Here is a 16,929-nt window from a genome sequence, read left to right as displayed (position 1 = left end):
TAGCCGTCAGGCCGAGCGCTTCTGCTGCGGGGTTTGTGCAGACGAAGTCTGCGGATTCAGCCGCTCCATGTTGAAATGCTGGGCGAATTCCAGCCCGGCCTTGCCGTCCGCGGCCCAGCGGATCCTGGCGGGGAACATCTGCTCCTCGAGCAGTTCGATCATGATCTCCAGCCCGATCGCATCCTGGTCGACATCGATGCCGTCGATCATCGCGCCGGTCGAGGACATGTTGCGGATGCGGATCTCGCCCTGGACGTCGCCTGCGGTGATCCGCGCGTTGCGGATCATCGAATGGCGCGGCGCGCGGCTGACGCGGTAACCCGTGGCGGTCGCCATGCCGCCGGCCGCGGCAAGCTGCTTCAACACCTCGGGGGCACGCGCCGGCTTGCCATAGACATAGCCCTGGATATGGCTGCAGCCGAGATCGCGGATGAGCTGGATCTCGTCCTGCGCCTCGACGCCTTCCGCGGTCGTCTCCATGCCCAGCGTGTCGGCCAGCGTCACGATCGCCTTGATGATCGCCGCGTTGCGGTTGCCGGCGATGGCGGCGCCCCGCACGAAGCTCTGGTCGATCTTGATCTTGTCGAACGGCGCCTTCTTCAGATATCCGAGCGATGAATAGCCGGTGCCGAAATCGTCGAGCGCCAGGCGCACGCCGATGCCCTTCAGCATCTTGAACATCTGTTCCGACGAGGCGGTTTCGTCGAGGAACACGCCTTCGGTAATCTCGAGCTCGAGCCGCGCCGGGGCGATGCCCGACTTCGCCAGCGCGCTGGTGACCACGGCCGGCAGCGCGGGGTTGGCGAACTGGATCGGCGAGACGTTGACCGCGACCCGGATGTCCTTGGGCCAGGTCGCGGCTTCCGTGCAGGCGGTACGCAGCACCCATTCGCCGATCGACTCGATCAGTCCGCAATCCTCCGCGACCGGCACGAATTCGGCGGGCGAGACGGCGCCGCGGGTCGGGTGATCCCAGCGGATCAGCGCCTCGTATCCGACGATCCGTTCGGTCTTGGTGCTGACCACCGGCTGATAGGCGACATAGAATTGATCCTGCGCCAGCGCGTTGCGCAGATCGTCCTCGAGCTGTTTGCGGCTCTGCGCGCCGACCAGCAGCTCCTCGCGGAAGAAGCGGTGGATGCCGCGGCCATCGGCCTTGGCGGCGTAGAGCGCGAGATCGGCATTGCGGATCAGCGTCTCGGCGTCGCGGCCGTCCTCCGGCGCGATCGAAACGCCGATCGAGCAGCCGATGGTGACCGAGGAACCGTCGATGAAATAGGGCTGGGACAGCGAGGCGATGATCGATCGCGCCAGCTCGGCCAGCCGCTCGCGATTGGCTTCGCCCGGCAGCACGACCTGGAACTCGTCGCCGCCCAGGCGGCCGACCAGGCCGGCCTCGCCGACCGAGCGCTGGAGCCGCTGGCCCACCTGCTTGAGCAAGGCGTCGCCCGATTGATGCCCCATCGTGTCGTTGACCGCCTTGAAGCGGTCGAGATCGAGCAGCAGCAGGGCAGTCGCGCGATAGGTGCCGCTCGGCTGGTTGAGCATCTGGTCGAGCGACAGGCGCATGCGTTGGCGGTTGGCCAGGCCGGTCAGCCCGTCGAACAAGGCGAGGCGGGTGATCTCGGCATCGGCGCGGCGCCGTTCGGTCAGGTCGCTGCCGCTGCCGATGAAACCCTGGAAGCGGCCGAGCTCGTCGACGGTCGGCCGGCCCGAGATCGACCACCAGCGCTCCAGCTTGCCCGTGCTGGCCGGCCGGACCGAATAGTTGGAAAAGGCGGTGCGCGACGACAGATGGAAACCGAGCGTGCGCTCCGTCTCGGGCGAAGCGCTGTCCATCCGGAACAGGGCAGTCAGCATCTCGCCAATCGCCGGCGCATTCTCGGAATCCAGTTCCTGCGCCACTTTTGCCGACAAATAGGTCACGCGGCCATGGCGGTCGGTCTGCCAGAACCAGCCGGTGGTATGGCCTTCATATTCCCGTACCAGCCGCGAGGCCATCTTGCCCTGCGCCTCGGCCGCGCCGCGATTGCCGGCGGCCGACCGGTCCAGGCGGGCGAGGCGATAGGTGGCGATCGACAGACAGACGAGGAAGGCGAAGGCGACGCCGCTCGCCATGCCGAAACCGGACTGCATGGTGATCGTGGCGACCAGAGCGGCGGCGAAGCCGATCGTCGCGGCGCGCACCGGATGGAGCACGACGACCAGGATGACGATCGTCGCGAAGATCGCGACGAAGCTGGCGAGCTGGCTGGTGCCGGCCGGGAATTTCGCGCTGATGCCGAGCAGCGAGAAGAGCAGCACGGCGATCGCGGCGCCGATCAGCGTCATCGCGCGGATATGGGCATGCGGCGATGACTGGGCCAGGGCGGGAATCTTGAGCAGCGCCAGCGCGAAGACGCCGAGCCCGACGCCGATCGCGCCGCGCAGCTCGATGTCCCGCAACAGGTCGAGACGGTCGAGCTGGAAGGCGCCGTACCAGAGCATGGCCGGCGCGGCGATGAGCGCCACCAGCGCGAACAGCCAGGTGGCGGCGAGCTGATCGACCTGGGCGCGTAGCGTGTCGAGATGGGTGTCGCACGCCTCGGCGGCAGGGGCGAGATCGTCGCGGAACGCCCCAGCAGCCGAGGTCAGGGCACGAAAAGGGCGAAACGAGGCGGACATCCATTCTGGCTCTAACGGAAGAATCTTGCCAAATTCCTGCTGCGAGCCGGGGGCGGAATCGCCGCCGCCCCTTGGCCCGACGGGGCTCCGGGCATAAGGCAGCGCGCGACTCATCTCACGCCACGGAACCGACATGACCACCATCATCCGCGAAGCCGATCTGATCGAGAGCGTGGCCGACGCGCTGCAGTTCATCAGCTACTATCACCCGATGGATTATATCCGCGCGCTCGGTGTGGCGTATGAGGCGGAGCGGAGCCCGGCGGCCAAGGATGCGATCGCCCAGATCCTGACCAACAGCCGCATGTGCGCAGAGGGGCACCGGCCGATCTGCCAGGACACCGGCATCGTCACCGTCTTCGTGAAATGGGGCCAGGATTGCCGGCTGGAGAGCGAGAAGAGCCTGCAGGACGTGATCGATGAGGGCGTGCGCCGCGCCTATCTCCATCCAGAGAACAAGTTGCGCGCCTCGATCCTCGCCGACCCCGCCTTCACCCGCCGCAACACGAAGGACAATACGCCGAGCGTGCTGCATGTGGAGATGGTACCCGGCAGCACGGTTTCGGTCGATGTCGCGGCCAAGGGCGGCGGGTCCGAGAACAAATCGAAGTTCAAGATGATGAACCCGAGCGATTCGATCCTCGACTGGGTGCTCGAGATGATTCCCCAGATGGGCGCCGGCTGGTGCCCGCCCGGCATGCTCGGTATCGGCATCGGCGGTACCGCGGAAAAGGCCATGCTGCTCGCCAAGGAAAGCCTGATGGGGCCGATCGACATGGCGCAGCTCAAGCAGCGCGGCCCGCGCAACGATATCGAGACTCTGCGCATCCAGATTTTCGACGCGGTCAACGCGCTGGGCATCGGCGCGCAGGGGCTGGGCGGGCTTTCGACCATCCTCGACGTGAAGATATTCGACTGGCCGACTCATGCCGCCTCCAAGCCGGTGGCGATGATCCCGAACTGCGCTGCGACCCGCCACGCGCATTTCACGCTCGACGGCTCGGGCCCGGCCTATCTCGAAGCGCCGAAGCTCGACGAATGGCCCGATGTCGACTGGAAGCCGGATCAGGCGGCGATCCGGGTCGATCTCGATAATCTGACCCCCGAGGTCGTGCAGAGCTGGAAGCATGGCGACCGGCTGCTGCTCAACGGCAAGATGCTCACCGGCCGCGACGCTGCGCACAAGCGGATCAAGGACATGCTCGATGCGGGCGAGCCGCTCCCGGTCGAGTTCAAGGGCCGGGTGATCTATTATGTCGGCCCGGTCGATCCGGTCGGCGAGGAAGTGGTCGGCCCGGCCGGCCCCACCACCGCCACGCGCATGGACAAATTCACCCGCATGATGCTCGAACAGGGCCTGCTCGCCATGGTCGGCAAGGCCGAGCGCGGCCCGGCGGCGACCGAGGCGATCCGTGACCACAAGAGCGCTTACATGATGGCGGTCGGTGGCGCCGCCTATCTCGTCGCGCGGGCGATCAAGGGATCGAAGGTGGTCGGCTTCGAGGATCTCGGGATGGAGGCGATCTATGAATTCGAGGTCAGCGATTTCCCGGTGACGGTCGCGGTCGACAGCGAAGGGCAGAATGTCCACCAGTTGGCGCCGCTCGTCTGGCGCGAGAAGATCGCGCGGGAGAAATTGCTGGAAGGCGTCTGACCCATGGCCCGCATCGTCCTTCAGTCTCCGCTCAGCCCGGCCGCGATCGCGACCAAGCTGAAGGAGGTGCTGGGCGATCGGACCGCCAGGCCCGTCAAGGGTGTGACGGGCAACGGCACGGAACAGGATATGACGCTGTTCTATTTCCGGCCGAACATCCAGAACAGCTTCCAGACCAGCCTGACCGCGACGATGGAGCCGGCCGGCGGCGGTACCCGGATCAAGGGCAAGATCGGCACCCCGGCCAGCGCACGAGTCTTCATGGGCTGCTGGTTCGGCTTCCTGACATTGTTCCTGGCGCTCGCCGGCGGCGGGACGATCGCATCGGGCGCGCCGCTTGGGGCCATCGTGCCGTTCGTGGCGATCCCGCTCGTGATGATGGCATTCGGAGCGCTGCTGTGGCGGCTGGGCACCTGGACCGCGAAGCAGGACGAGGCGGCGATCCTGGCGTTCCTGGCGACGACGCTGGCGGCGCGACCGCTGTCCGGGGCGCAATAAGTGACGACCCTATGAGAATCGGGAGCTGACGATGGCGAGCGCGGACCGGAAAACGGGGAGCACCGGCGCGCTGATCGCCACCGTGCTCGGGTCGAGCGTCGCGATGATCGACGGGTCGGTGGTCAATGTCGCGCTACCGGCGATGGCGCGGAGCCTGGGCGCCGACAGCAGCGGCATTCAGTGGATCGTCAACGGCTTCATGCTGCCCTTGTCGGCGCTGGTGCTGATCGGCGGGGCGCTGGCCGACGGGGTCGGGCGCAAACGCACCTTCCTCTGGGGGCTGCTGGCCTTTGCCGTCACCACGCTCGGCTGCATGGCCGCGCCGACCCTGGGCTGGCTGATCGCCGCGCGGATCGGGCAGGGCGTCGGCGCGGCGCTGCTGGTGCCGGCCAGCCTCGCGATCCTCGGCGCCGATTTCGAGGGCGAAGCGCGGGCCAAGGCGATCGGCACCTGGGCGGCTGCCGGTGCGATCGGCGCCGCGATCGGGCCGGTGCTGGGCGGGTGGCTGGTCGACCATGTCGGCTGGCGATCGATCTTCGCGCTGATCCTGCCGATCGCGGCGGCGGCGTTCGTGATGGGCTGGCGCTATGTCCCGGGCGGGCATGACGAGGATGCGACACCGCCCGACTGGTATGGCGCGGCGCTGGCGACGGTCGGGCTCGGCCTGCTGGTCTGGGGCCTGACCCTGATGACCGCGCACGACCGCGGCACCGGCGCCGCGATGATCGGCGGCGGGACGATCGCACTGGTGGCGTTCGTCATGCTCGAGGCGCGGCTGGGGGACCGCGCGATGGTGCCGCTCGCTTTGTTCGGCACGCGGACCTTCACCGGGCTGACCCTGCTGACCTTCCTGCTCTATGCCGCGCTGGCGGGGTCGCTGTTGCTGCTGCCCTATCTGCTGATCGCGCGCGGCTGGAGCGCGGTGGCGGCGGGCACGACGATGCTGCCCCTGTCGCTGATCATGGGGCTCGGCTCACGCAGCGCCGGGGCGCTCGCGGCGAAGATCGGCGCCCGGCCGCTGCTGGCGATCGGGCCGATGGTGACGGGCGCCGGCTTCGCGCTGTTCGCGGCGATGCCGGGCGAGGGGATCGATTATGTGCGGCATGTGCTGCCCGGCATGCTGCTGATCGGGATCGGCATGACCATTGCCGTCGCGCCGCTGACCACCACGGTGATGGCGGCGGTCGACCACCGCCACACCGGCGCCGCCTCCGGCGTCAACAACGCGACCGCGCGAGTCGGCGGCATGATCGCGGTGGCGCTGATCGGGCTGGTGCTGACGGACGATGGGCGCGGCGTCTCGCTCGGCGCCTTCCACGGCGCGGCGATCGTGGCGGCGGTGATGGCGGTGGGGGCCGGGCTGTGCGGGTGGCTGTTGGTACGGGTCAGGACGTCCTAGGGCCGCGTACGCCAGAGCAGCCACGTGGGAGGAACCGCCAGGATGATGGCGACGGTGGCGAAGAACACGGTGGTCAATTCGTCCCGTTGCAACACGATGGTGTCGCCCGCCGTCCATTTGACGATCAGGTAGCAGATAAAGAGGAACGCCAGGCCAGCCTTCTGGCCTAATCTCGATGTCAGCTCGTTTTCGGGCGCCGCCAGGTCCTTGGCCGCTGCGTCGGACCGGCCATGAGACCGTGCCATGCCGTTTTGCAGGAACGCTATGATGACGGCGAACGTAGCGACCTGGCTTGCAAGGCTGTCGCTGCCTCTGATCAGAAGCAGGACCGAGGCGACGATGCCGAAAAAGCTCACAGCCGCGAAAACATAAGCGACCGTCGGCCAGCGTTCCGCGGAGCCATTGAGCGTGTCGCCGGCTATGGCTCTGTCCCGCATCACTCACCCCCCGATCATGATCGCTTCATAGCGCGCCGGCCCAACCCGGGAAAGCCGCGTCTATTCGTCCTCGATCGGCCGGGTCGTCCAGCTGACATAGAGCGTCGGCACGATCAGGCACAGCAAGATCAGGTAGAAGGCGAGCATGCCCATCTCGACGATCAGGATCCACCGGTTCCAGCCTTGCAGCAACGCCAGCCCGGCCATCCCGATAAGCCCGAGGACCGCGACGCCGGTCGCGCTGGTCATCGCGGCGAAATAGGCATCGCGGCGCAGCGCGCGGTCGCGCTCGTCGACGCCCCGCGTGGTGCCCCATGGTTTGACCGGCCCGAACCAGGTCAGGATCAACGCGATGCCTTCGCCGACCCACAGCAGCGCCGTGCCGAGGAAGATCCGATCGGGCAAAACGATCGTCAGTCCGAACCCGATCGTGGCGAGGGCCAGCGCGGTCATCGACGGCCAGCGCAGGTGGCGACGGTGCTGCTGGTCCTGCGCCAGCTTGCTGGTCAGTCGCGGGATGCCGGTCAGCTCGGCCAGGTCGTCCATCCGTGCGGCGAAACTCTTTTCGGTACGATACCCCATGCGCGTCACTCCGCGGCGTTGGCGCGGCGCAGGGCGACCGCGACCGACTGGAAAGGCTGGAAGGAAAAGAGATGCTCGACCGCCACGTCGAAATAGGCGGCGATCTTCATCGCGAGTTCGAGGCTCGGCTTGTAGTCGCCGCGCTCCAGATACCCGATCGTCTGCGGATTGACCCCGACGGCATCGGCCAGCTCGCGGCGTGAGGTGCCGCGCTCAGCCCGAAAGACGGCGATTCGATTATGAATATCCATTGATATGTTGTGTAAACACAACGAAGCGTCGTCGCAATAGATATATGGTACGCCGCTCGGGCCAATTCCCACAAGAGGGCAAGAGGCGCTTGCGGCGCCACACTCCTTGTGGAACGGGCGGGTGCGATGACATCCTTTCGATACGGACTGTGGCGCGCCGCGCGCTGGTTGCTGACCGCCCTGCTGTTCGCCGTCGTCGCGATATGCCTCGCCTTCACCATCGTCCCGCATTTCCTCGACCGCATCTATTATCGCGGCCCGGTCACCAGCCATTTCGACGGCCAGCGCTTCTTCAACCCGGACGGGGACGAGGACACGGTCCGCGTGCCGGCGGGCGGCAGTCGGGCTGGGTTCTTCGCGCGTTATCTGACCGGCAGCGACGGCCGCCCAGCCTGGCCCGAGCATGTCGCCGTCCGCCGCTCGGCCATTCCGGCGCGAGTCCAGGGCGAGGCGATGACCGTGACCTGGATCGGCCATGCGACGGTGCTGATCCAGACTCAGGGCCTCAACATCCTGACCGATCCGATCTGGGCCGAGCGATCCGGGCCGCTGGGCATCGGGCCGAAGCGGGTCGCGGCACCGGGCATCGCCTTTGACGATCTGCCGAAGATCGATCTGATCCTGGTCAGCCACAACCATTATGATCATCTCGACCTGGCGTCTCTGAAACGCCTGTGGAATCGCGATCATCCACGCATCGTCACCGCGCTCGGCAACGACAGCGTCATGCTCCAGGCCGGCGTGCCGTCGATCGCGCGCGACTGGGGCGGGCGGGTCGCGGTGAAGCCGGGCGTCGAGGTGGTCGTGACCCGCAACCATCATTGGGACAGCCGCTGGTTCACCGATCGCAACCGCGCGCTCTGGTCGAGCTTCGTCATCCGGCTGCCGGGCGGCAACGTCTTCTTCGCTGGGGATACCGGGGCGGGCGATCTGCGCTGGCCGGACGAGGCGCGGGCACTCGGGCCGGTACGGCTGGCGCTGATCCCGATCGGGGCGTTCCGGTTCGAGGCGGGGCAGATGGACTCGGGCAGCCATATCGGGCCGATCGAGGCGGTCGAGGTCTATCGGCGGCTCGGCGCGCCCACCGGAATCGGCATTCATTGGGGGACCTTCCGGCTTTCCTATGAGGGTTATGACACGCCGCCCCGGCTGCTGGCCGCGGCGGAGAAATGCGCCGGGCTGAGCGGGTTCGGGACGGTGGCGCTCGGCCAGCCGATACCGGTCGCGCCCTATGGGCCGCCAACCCCGCGGGCCGCGGTCCCCCGCGCGGACATGGAGCGCTGCCTCGATACGGCGGCGGTGCGTGCGCTCCGCTAACGTCGCCGGCGCGACTGTCCCGATCGCGAACAACCGAAACGGATGGGCTTGGGCGCGACGCGCGGCGGTGATATGCAGCCGGCACCGGGGGAGTAAAAACATTGACCGAGCGGGTCGCGCTGCGCGGATATGACACGACATTGGATCGCGCCGGGCTGTCGCTTGGCGCGGGCGGCCTGATGGGCGGCACTTTCGCGAGCATCCTGGTCGCGATCGGCGGGCCGCCGTCGCCGCTCGGGATCGCCGTCGGATTCGTCGTCGGTATGGTGATCACCGCGATGACAGTGGCGGCGGTCGCTGGCCCCCTGTGGCTCGTCGCGCATGCCGCCAACCGGCGCGGTCCGGGCACCGCCGCTTTGGTCGGCGCCATTTCCGGCTTTGCGCTGTTCCTCGGCGGCCAGACCTATGGCTTCGGCCTGTTCGCCATGCCGCCGACCGATTCGCGCACCTTGATGTTCCGCTGGATCAGCGCGATCGCGACCAGCATCATCCTGGCGGGCATGTCGGCCGCGATCGGGCTGGTGATGTGGCGGGTGGCGTACCGGCGGATCTACTGACGATCCGGGCTCAGGCCCTGCCGACCCGGAACGCGCGGGGCTTGTTGACGTAACCCCTCATCTCGCTCTCCTGCCTTCGCTATTCCGCGCAGTCGCCGACTCGCTTGCCCGCCATGGTCATCCGCATCTTCATCGAGGAAGGCGGGGCGGTGCCGGGGCTCGGCAGCTTCATCGTCATCTCGACGACCATGTCGATCGCGGTCGGCTTGACGGTGCCGTTCATCTTGCCGGTGGCCTCCATGCCGCCATTGCTGCAGATCGCCGTGCCCGCGATGCTGCCGGCGTTGGTCTGAATCCGTTCGAAGCGGCAGCCGCCTTTATCCTTCTGCACTGCCTTGGAGATATCCTCCTCGGCCTCTTCCTTGCTCATGCATTCGCGGCGCGTGTTGATCTGCGGCCCCGCCTTCATCCGCTCGGCAATGCCCGGAGAGGTGCCGTTCATTTCGAGCATCTCGACCTTGGTCACATATTCCCACTCGCCGGGGACGCGTGATGCCACCTTCACCGTCGCAGGTGCTGCCGGCGCGGCAGGCGTCGTGGTGTTGGCGGTGGTCGTCGTCGTGCTTGCGGCGTTCCCCGTCGGCGCTGGCTGGTTGCACGCGGCGAGCGACACCGCCGCGCCGGCGAGCAGGATATGGATACGCATCGACTATTCCTTCTGTCGGATCATTCGCACCGGTTCAGCACGGCCCGAGGCGCCGGCCGACCGTATGGGTCTTCGTCGTCATGCGCATCTTGCCCGTCATCACCGTCGTGCCGTTGATGTCGAGCGAGGTGGCCGTGTAACTCCCGTTCGATGTCACCGTCATGGCGCCGGTGCCGAAGGCGCAGTTCATCACGCCGGTCAGCCGCCCGCCGCTCGCATTGAAGCTGGTATAGCGGCACCTGCCCTTGCTGGCCTCGAGCACGGCGCGCGGGCCGTTGGCCGCCTGTTGCGGCGTGACGCAGGCGGTGGCGATCTGGGGCGGCTGGCCGCGCATCCCGGCGGCGACGCCCGGAGGCCCACCCTGCATCTGCACGTCGAGGATGGTGACGGCCGTCTGCCATTTGCCCGGCTGGATCGGCAGGCTGTCCGAGGCGGCCGAGAGGAGCAGAAGGGGTGCGGCGGCAAGGAACTTGTTCATCGCTCATACTCCGATGCGGAAGTGACACGCGACCGATCCCGTTCGTTGCGGGTTGGCGCCTTCCTCCCCATATTCGGTCACTATGGCAATCCAGATTCGCACCAGCCTTGCAGAGCCCGAGACGGGCGTCAGCTTCGTCCCTCACCGCCCCGCGCGGCCGCCCAAGGCGGAGGGCGGCAGGAAATTCAAGCTCGTTTCCGAATATACCCCGTCGGGCGACCAGCCGACCGCGATCGCCGAGCTGGTCGAACAGACCGAGGCGGGCGAGCGCGACCAGGTGCTGCTCGGGGTGACCGGATCGGGCAAGACCTTCACCATGGCCAAGGTGATCGAGGCAGTGCAGCGCCCGGCCCTGGTGCTCGCCCCGAACAAGATCCTCGCGGCGCAGCTCTATGGCGAGTTCAAGAGCTTCTTCCCCGAGAATGCGGTCGAATATTTCGTCAGCTACTACGATTATTACCAGCCAGAGGCCTATGTCCCCCGGTCCGACACGTACATCGAGAAGGAAAGCTCGGTGAACGAGTCGATCGACCGGATGCGGCATTCGGCGACGCGCGCGCTGCTCGAACGCGACGACGTGATCATCGTCGCTTCGGTCTCCTGCCTCTACGGTATCGGCTCGGTCGAGACCTACTCGGCGATGATCTTCGACCTGAAGAAGGGCCAGACGGTCGACCAGCGCGAGATCGTGCGCAAGCTCGTGTCGTTGCAATACAAGCGCAACGACGCCGCCTTTCAGCGCGGCAATTTCCGGGTGAAGGGCTCCAACCTGGAGATCTTCCCGTCGCATTATGAGGACACCGCCTGGCGCGTGTCCTTCTTCGGCGACGATATCGAGGAGATCGTCGAGTTCGATCCGCTGACCGGCAAGAAGGTCGCGAGCCTCGATTATGTCCGGGTTTATGCGAACAGCCATTACGTCACGCCGGGCCCGACCTTGAAACAGGCGATGGAGGCGATCAAGCACGAGCTGGCCGAGCGGCTGAAGGAGCTGGTGCCGGAAGGGAAATTGCTCGAGGCGCAGCGGCTCGAGCAGCGCACCAATTTCGATCTCGAGATGATCGCGGCGACGGGCAGCTGCGCGGGCATCGAGAACTACTCCCGCTTCCTCACCGGCCGCATGCCCGGCGAACCGCCGCCCACGTTGTTCGAATATCTGCCCGACAACGCCCTGCTGTTCGTCGACGAAAGCCATGTCACCATCGGCCAGATCAACGGCATGTCGCGCGGCGATCACCGCCGCAAACTAACGCTCGCCGAGTACGGCTTCCGCCTGCCCTCGGCGATCGACAACCGCCCGCTGCGCTTCAACGAATGGGAGGCGATGCGCCCCCAGACCACTTATGTCTCGGCCACGCCGGGCGGGTGGGAGATGGAGCAGACCGGCGGCGTCTTTGCCGAGCAGGTCATCCGCCCCACCGGGCTGATCGATCCGCCGATCGAGATCAAGCCGGTCGAGGAGCAGGTGCAGGACCTGATCGTCGAAGCGAAGAAGACGGCGGAGGCGGGCTATCGCACCCTGGTCACGACCTTGACCAAACGCATGGCCGAAGACCTGACCGAGTTCATGCATGAGGCGGGCATCAAGGTCCGCTACATGCACTCCGACGTCGAAACCCTGGAGCGCATCGAGCTGATCCGTGACCTGCGGCTCGGCGTCTATGACGTGCTGGTCGGCATCAACCTGCTGCGCGAGGGGCTCGATATCCCGGAATGCGGGCTGGTCGCGATCCTCGATGCCGACAAGGAAGGCTTTTTGCGCTCGGAGACCTCGCTGATCCAGACCATCGGCCGCGCCGCGCGCAACGTCGACGGCCGGGTGATCCTCTATGCCGATCGCATCACGGGCTCGATGGAGCGCGCGATGAACGAGACCGGGCGGCGCCGCGAAAAGCAGCTCGCCTATAATGAAGAGCACGGCATCACGCCCCAGACAATCCGCCGCAACATCGGCGACATCATCAAGGACGTAGCGAGCCGCGACCAGGTCACGATCGAGATCGACGAGGATCGGCCGCACATGGTCGGCCACAACCTGCGCGCGTACATCGAGGACCTCGAAAAGCAGATGCGCGCCGCCGCGGCCGATCTGGAGTTCGAGACGGCCGGCCGCCTGCGCGACGAGATCCGTTCGCTGGAAGCGGAAGAACTCGGCCTCCCCGCCGAGGAGCGACGCGCGCCGGTGATGGGTCGCGCCAACGAAGGCAAGCCCGGCACCCGCAAGACGCGCTACGGCAAGAGCCAGAAGATGCGGATGGGCGGCGGGCGGCGTTGAGGCTTCGCGCCGACTAGCGGCGGGTTTCGAGAAGAGCTGCCATTCGAGGGAGTCTCGGCGGATAGGCGGCTACGCGCCCCAAAGGCGGTCATCCAGCCGCCCCTAAGCTGATTCCAAAAGCGGACATTCGTTCACGTAGCGGCGTTCGGCACCAATGGTGGAAAGCGGTCTGGCCGCTTTGCGGTACCGGTAAATCGATTTCGGCCGCTCGTTCATGGAGCGGTCAGAGCGACGAACGCCTTATTCATCTGGAGGGATCCCGATCGTTGCCTAGACTTTGCTGCGGCTAGCCGACTGCTTTAGCGCTGCGCTTGGACAATCCTTGCCAAGGGCGCCCCTAACTTAAATCCGCTCGCCAAACCGCCATATGAGATGACGTGGATTACGACAGTTGCTCCAAGGGACGTCATGACCCAAGAAGAGGCAATGGGGGAAGATACCGCAATCGAAGCGTTCATCGCGCAGTGGCGCGATACCGGCGGGTCCGAGCTGGCCAATACGCAAAGCTTCATCAATGGCCTATGCGCGCTGATCGGCGTCGCGCCGCCTGATGGCAGCCGCACCGACGACGCACACAACGACTATGTGTTCGAACGCCGCGTCTTCCAGGACAATGGCGACGGCACGTCCAGCTTTGGCCGGCTCGATGCCTATAAGCGCGGCGCCTTCATCCTTGAGGCCAAGCAGGGCAGCGATGCCGACCGTGCCGCGGCGACGCGCGGCGAAGACGATCTCGACTTTTTCGGCCAGACCGCCACCGCACGCATGAAGCGCGGCACCGCGCGGCGCGGCACGCCCGGCTGGGCAAAGGCGATGGTGCAGGCCAAGGGACAGGCCGAACGTTATGCCAAGGCGCTGCCGATCGATCATGGCTGGCCGCCGTTCCTGCTGATCGCCGATATCGGTTATTGCATTGAGGTCTATGCCGACTTCAGCGGCACGGGAAAGGCCTATGCCCAGTTCCCCGATCGCTCGCGCTACCGGATCATGCTCGACGACTTGCGCGACGCGGACGTGCGCAAGCGGCTGGCGGCGATCTGGACCGATCCTAAGGCGCTCGATCCGTCGACCGAGGCGGCGCGCGTCACCCGCCAGATCGCCGACCTGCTCGCCACCGTATCGCGCCGGCTGGAAGCGCGCGGCCATTCGGCGGATGCGGTCAGCGGCTTCCTGATGCGCGTTTTGTTCACGATGTTCGCCGAGGATACCGGCGTGCTGCTGCCGCGCGACAGCTTCAAGACCTTGCTGCGCGGCCAGCTCGATCATCCCGAGCATCTCCACCATCAGCTCTCCGCACTGTGGCGCGCGATGGACAAGGGCGATTTCGCCGCCGGGCTTGGCATACCGGTCAAGCGCTTTAACGGCTATCTGTTCAAGGACACCGCCGCGATCCCGCTCGAACTCGACGAGCTGAAGGTGCTGATCGAAGCGTCGATGAAGGAATGGACCGAGGTCGAGCCCGCGATCTTCGGCACGCTGCTGGAACGCGCGCTGAACGCGAAGGAGCGCGCCAAGCTCGGCGCGCACTACACGCCGCGCGCCTATGTCGAGCGGTTGGTCGGCCCGACCATCATCGAGCCGCTACGCGCCGACTGGGCGGGGGTACGCGTCGCCGCCGCCGAACTGATCGACCAGGACAAACCCGACGAGGCGCGGCGCACGGTGGAGGCATTCCACGGCCGGCTCGCCGCGACGCGCGTGCTCGATCCCGCCTGCGGCACCGGCAATTTCCTGTACGTCGCGATGGCGCGAATGAAGGAACTGGAGGGGGAGGTGCTCGACCTGCTGGTCGACCTGGGCGACGACCAGTATGTCGCCGAGCTGACCGGCCACACCATCACGCCCGAGAATTTCCTGGGGATTGAGATCAACCCGCGTGCCGCGGCGATCGCGCAGCTCGTGCTGTGGATCGGCTATCTGCAATGGCATTTCCGCGTCAACGGCAAGGACCGCGCGCCGCCCGAGCCGATCCTGCGCGACATCCGTACGATCGAGAATCGCGACGCGTTGATCGATTATGACGACAAGGTGCTGGAGCGCGACGCGAGCGGCGTGCCCGTCACCCGCTGGGACGGCGAGACGATGAAGCTGCATCCGGTGACGGGGAAGGCGGTGCCGGACGAGACAGTGCGGGTGGAGGTGTATCGCTACGTCAAGCCGCGGGCAGCGAAGTGGCCGAAGGCAGATTTCATTATCGGGAATCCGCCGTTTATTGGTTCGAAGCGCATTCGCGAACAACTAGGCGATGGCTATTTCGACGCCGTCCGGCAAACATATCCAAAACTGCCGGGAGACATGGATTTCGTCTACTATTGGTGGGTCCGCGCAGCGGCTATCGTCGCGTCGGGCGGAGCGCAACGCTCAGGGTTGATTACGACCAACACGCTTCGTCAGACGATCGGGCAAAGTGTCCTTCGGAAGGCGATGAGCGGAAAACAGCCAATTTCGCTCACGTTCGCCATTGCTGATCACCCATGGAGGGACTCGCATACTGACGCTGCAGTTCGTGTATCGATGACGGTAGCCGCTATCGGTGAACAGGACGGGACGGTCAGTCGGATATCGAGCGATGGGCAGGTTGTCCCCGGATCGACCCTGCGAGGCAGGATCAACGAAGACTTGTCCATCGGCGTGAATACCAGCGACGCGGTCGCCCTTTCGTCGAACGCCAGCATGAGCTTCATGGGGGTCAAGCTCGCGGGTGAGGGTTTCAGATTGGACCGGGATGAACGTGCAAAGTTGATAGCGAACGGGGCGGAGGAGCGGTTGATCCCCCAACTCGTCGCCGGTTCGGACATCACCGGCCATCCGCAGGGTCGCTTTGTCATTGATGCTTTTGGGATGACCGAGGCGGAATTGGCGTCAAACCAGCCAGCGCTTTATCAACATCTCACCAATGTCGTGCTTCCCGTGCGTCGAACGGTAAAGCGTCAGGCCTATCGAGACCTTTGGTGGATCTTCGCTGAACCGCGTCCGGCTATGCGAAAGGCAGTGAGAGGAATGCGGCGCGTAATTCTTACGTCGGAGGTATCCAAGCACCCAACCTTCGTGTTCTGGTCAACAGAGCAGCATCAATTCGATGGCTCCGTCATCGTGATTGCGAGCAATGATGCGGCCATGTTGGCGGTTCTTAGTTCTCGTTTCCATTCGACGTGGAAACATCATGCGGGCGGAACGCTTGAAGATCGGCCGCGATATCAAGTTGGCAAGACATTCGATCCCTTCCCCTTCCCAGCCGACGTGCCCGAACCGCTCCAAGCGCATATCCGCGCCGAGGCCGAAGCGCTCGACGCGCTGCGCAAGCGCGTGCTCGCCGAGCATCCCGACCTTACGCTGACCAAGCTCTACAATGTGCTGGAAGCGCTCCGCGCAAATGAGGGGCAGGGCCGGCCGCTCACCGCGCCCGAGCGCGACATCCACGATCGCGGGCTCGTCACGCTGATCCGCCAGCATCACGACGCGATCGATGACGGCGTCGCCGATGCCTATGGCTGGGGCGACGAACACCGCGCCGGCACGCTCGACGACGAGACGATCCTTACCCGCCTCGTCGCGCTCAACAAGGAGCGCGCGGCCGAGGAAGCGCACGGGCTGATCCGCTATCTGCGCCCCGAATTCCAGGACCCGGGCTATCGCGCGCCCATCTCCGCCACGCTCGATCTGGGCGAGGCGGCGGTGCTGCCGGTCAGCAATGTCATCCCGTGGCCCGCGAGCCTGCCCGACCAGGTCGGGGCGGTGCAGTCGATCCTCGCCGCCGCCGCCCGGCCGCTCGGCGCGCAGGACATCGCCCGCACCTTCAAGGGCAAGCGCGCCGCCAGCGTCCGCCCGGTGCTCGACGCGCTCGCGAGCCTTGGCATGGCGCGGCGGCTGAGCGACGGGCGATACGCGGCATGATTCTGCAATCGGAGAAAGCCATGACACATGCCGACGATTTCCGGGGCGAGATCAAGGCGCGGTTCCGCCGCGCGATCGAAAGCGGCGCCTCGTTTGTCGAAATCAACTCGGGCGATGTGCATCGCGCGGTCGGCGGTTATCCCGGGCCTGACCACCGGATGCCCATCTGCTGCAATGTGATGTACGAAGAGATGACGGCGCGCGACGAGCTCCTTTCGGCCCCGCCAAAGGGCAAGGGGGCGAATGTCACCATTCGCTACCAACTGCCGCGTTGATC

Annotated in this window: 14 protein-coding genes; 8 read left to right on the top strand and 6 right to left on the bottom strand. The window is 66.0% G+C overall.

What is annotated here, in order from left to right; genetic code table 11:
- Positions 1 to 6: 6 nt before the first annotated feature.
- Positions 7 to 2,664 (bottom strand): putative bifunctional diguanylate cyclase/phosphodiesterase, encoded by a 2,658-nt coding sequence (locus tag AC1RT8_RS21595; protein WP_493078225.1) that lies wholly within the window; start codon positions 2,662 to 2,664, stop codon positions 7 to 9.
- Positions 2,665 to 2,797: 133 nt separating this feature from the next.
- Here AC1RT8_RS21595 and AC1RT8_RS21590 point away from each other — a divergent pair, with 133 nt between their 5' ends.
- The 3 genes from AC1RT8_RS21590 to AC1RT8_RS21580 are packed head-to-tail and all read left to right on the top strand — an operon-like array spanning position 2,798 to position 6,215.
- The gene (locus AC1RT8_RS21590; protein ID WP_493078224.1) at positions 2,798 to 4,318 is read left to right on the top strand and encodes a fumarate hydratase; all 1,521 of its coding nucleotides are present in this window, start codon (positions 2,798 to 2,800) and stop codon (positions 4,316 to 4,318) included.
- Positions 4,319 to 4,321: 3 nt separating this feature from the next.
- Positions 4,322 to 4,816, top strand: a complete 495-nt coding sequence (locus AC1RT8_RS21585) for a hypothetical protein (protein ID WP_493078223.1) — start codon at positions 4,322 to 4,324, stop codon at positions 4,814 to 4,816.
- Between the two features lie 31 nt (positions 4,817 to 4,847).
- Positions 4,848 to 6,215: an MFS transporter gene (locus tag AC1RT8_RS21580; RefSeq protein WP_493078222.1), complete on the top strand. Its 1,368-nt coding sequence runs from the start codon at positions 4,848 to 4,850 to the stop codon at positions 6,213 to 6,215.
- Here the strand turns inward: AC1RT8_RS21580 and AC1RT8_RS21575 are convergent.
- From AC1RT8_RS21575 to AC1RT8_RS21565, 3 genes are read right to left on the bottom strand one after another with little or no spacing between them, the layout of a single operon-like run.
- Positions 6,212 to 6,652 (bottom strand): hypothetical protein, encoded by a 441-nt coding sequence (locus AC1RT8_RS21575; RefSeq protein WP_493078220.1) that lies wholly within the window; start codon positions 6,650 to 6,652, stop codon positions 6,212 to 6,214. The genes AC1RT8_RS21580 and AC1RT8_RS21575 overlap by 4 nt on opposite strands.
- 60 nt (positions 6,653 to 6,712) lie before the next feature.
- Positions 6,713 to 7,234, bottom strand: a complete 522-nt coding sequence (locus tag AC1RT8_RS21570; protein WP_493078218.1) for a hypothetical protein — start codon at positions 7,232 to 7,234, stop codon at positions 6,713 to 6,715.
- A gap of 5 nt (positions 7,235 to 7,239) precedes the next feature.
- Positions 7,240 to 7,485 (bottom strand): helix-turn-helix transcriptional regulator, encoded by a 246-nt coding sequence (locus AC1RT8_RS21565; RefSeq protein WP_493078216.1) that lies wholly within the window; start codon positions 7,483 to 7,485, stop codon positions 7,240 to 7,242.
- 126 nt (positions 7,486 to 7,611) lie between these two features.
- Between AC1RT8_RS21565 and AC1RT8_RS21560 the strand changes: the two genes are divergently transcribed.
- A complete protein-coding gene (locus AC1RT8_RS21560) occupies positions 7,612 to 8,802 on the top strand; it encodes an MBL fold metallo-hydrolase (protein WP_493078214.1) in 1,191 nt (396 codons plus the stop codon).
- A gap of 101 nt (positions 8,803 to 8,903) precedes the next feature.
- Entirely contained in the window at positions 8,904 to 9,359 is a 456-nt protein-coding gene (locus tag AC1RT8_RS21555) for a hypothetical protein (protein ID WP_493078213.1), read from the top strand.
- A 79-nt stretch (positions 9,360 to 9,438) separates the two neighbouring features.
- Here AC1RT8_RS21555 and AC1RT8_RS21550 read toward each other — a convergent pair whose 3' ends face one another.
- Together AC1RT8_RS21550 and AC1RT8_RS21545 are read right to left on the bottom strand one after the other, a co-directional pair.
- Positions 9,439 to 10,005, bottom strand: coding sequence for a DUF3617 domain-containing protein (locus AC1RT8_RS21550; RefSeq protein WP_493078212.1), 567 nt, complete (start codon positions 10,003 to 10,005; stop codon positions 9,439 to 9,441).
- 34 nt (positions 10,006 to 10,039) lie between these two features.
- Positions 10,040 to 10,483, bottom strand: a complete 444-nt coding sequence (locus tag AC1RT8_RS21545) for a DUF3617 domain-containing protein (RefSeq protein WP_493078210.1) — start codon at positions 10,481 to 10,483, stop codon at positions 10,040 to 10,042.
- An 82-nt stretch (positions 10,484 to 10,565) separates the two neighbouring features.
- Here AC1RT8_RS21545 and uvrB point away from each other — a divergent pair, with 82 nt between their 5' ends.
- From uvrB to AC1RT8_RS21530, 3 genes are all read left to right on the top strand, one after another.
- A complete protein-coding gene (uvrB, locus tag AC1RT8_RS21540) occupies positions 10,566 to 12,758 on the top strand; it encodes an excinuclease ABC subunit UvrB (RefSeq protein ID WP_493078208.1) in 2,193 nt (730 codons plus the stop codon).
- Between the two features lie 426 nt (positions 12,759 to 13,184).
- Entirely contained in the window at positions 13,185 to 16,652 is a 3,468-nt protein-coding gene (locus tag AC1RT8_RS21535; RefSeq protein WP_493078207.1) for a class I SAM-dependent DNA methyltransferase, read from the top strand.
- Positions 16,649 to 16,927: a hypothetical protein gene (locus AC1RT8_RS21530; protein WP_493078205.1), complete on the top strand. Its 279-nt coding sequence runs from the start codon at positions 16,649 to 16,651 to the stop codon at positions 16,925 to 16,927. Before AC1RT8_RS21535 ends, AC1RT8_RS21530 begins: the two co-directional genes overlap by 4 nt.
- The last annotated feature ends 2 nt before the right edge of the window (positions 16,928 to 16,929 follow it).

The sequence above is a fragment of the Sphingomonas sp. GW821-FHT10F11 genome (assembly GCF_058809095.1).
This window is presented reverse-complemented; position numbering and strand designations above follow the sequence as displayed.

Excerpts from the sequence above, each read along its gene's own strand:
- AC1RT8_RS21595 (WP_493078225.1), bottom strand. The coding sequence starts at position 2,664 with ATGTCCGCCTCGTTTCGCCCTTTTCGTGCCCTGACCTCGGCTGCTGGG.
- AC1RT8_RS21590 (WP_493078224.1), top strand. The coding sequence starts at position 2,798 with ATGACCACCATCATCCGCGAAGCCGATCTGATCGAGAGCGTGGCCGAC.
- AC1RT8_RS21585 (WP_493078223.1), top strand. The coding sequence starts at position 4,322 with ATGGCCCGCATCGTCCTTCAGTCTCCGCTCAGCCCGGCCGCGATCGCG.
- AC1RT8_RS21580 (WP_493078222.1), top strand. The coding sequence starts at position 4,848 with ATGGCGAGCGCGGACCGGAAAACGGGGAGCACCGGCGCGCTGATCGCC.
- AC1RT8_RS21575 (WP_493078220.1), bottom strand. The coding sequence starts at position 6,652 with ATGCGGGACAGAGCCATAGCCGGCGACACGCTCAATGGCTCCGCGGAA.
- AC1RT8_RS21570 (WP_493078218.1), bottom strand. The coding sequence starts at position 7,234 with ATGGGGTATCGTACCGAAAAGAGTTTCGCCGCACGGATGGACGACCTG.
- AC1RT8_RS21565 (WP_493078216.1), bottom strand. The coding sequence starts at position 7,485 with ATGGATATTCATAATCGAATCGCCGTCTTTCGGGCTGAGCGCGGCACC.
- AC1RT8_RS21560 (WP_493078214.1), top strand. The coding sequence starts at position 7,612 with ATGACATCCTTTCGATACGGACTGTGGCGCGCCGCGCGCTGGTTGCTG.
- AC1RT8_RS21550 (WP_493078212.1), bottom strand. The coding sequence starts at position 10,005 with ATGCGTATCCATATCCTGCTCGCCGGCGCGGCGGTGTCGCTCGCCGCG.
- AC1RT8_RS21545 (WP_493078210.1), bottom strand. The coding sequence starts at position 10,483 with ATGAACAAGTTCCTTGCCGCCGCACCCCTTCTGCTCCTCTCGGCCGCC.
- uvrB (WP_493078208.1), top strand. The coding sequence starts at position 10,566 with ATGGCAATCCAGATTCGCACCAGCCTTGCAGAGCCCGAGACGGGCGTC.
- AC1RT8_RS21535 (WP_493078207.1), top strand. The coding sequence starts at position 13,185 with ATGGGGGAAGATACCGCAATCGAAGCGTTCATCGCGCAGTGGCGCGAT.
- AC1RT8_RS21530 (WP_493078205.1), top strand. The coding sequence starts at position 16,649 with ATGATTCTGCAATCGGAGAAAGCCATGACACATGCCGACGATTTCCGG.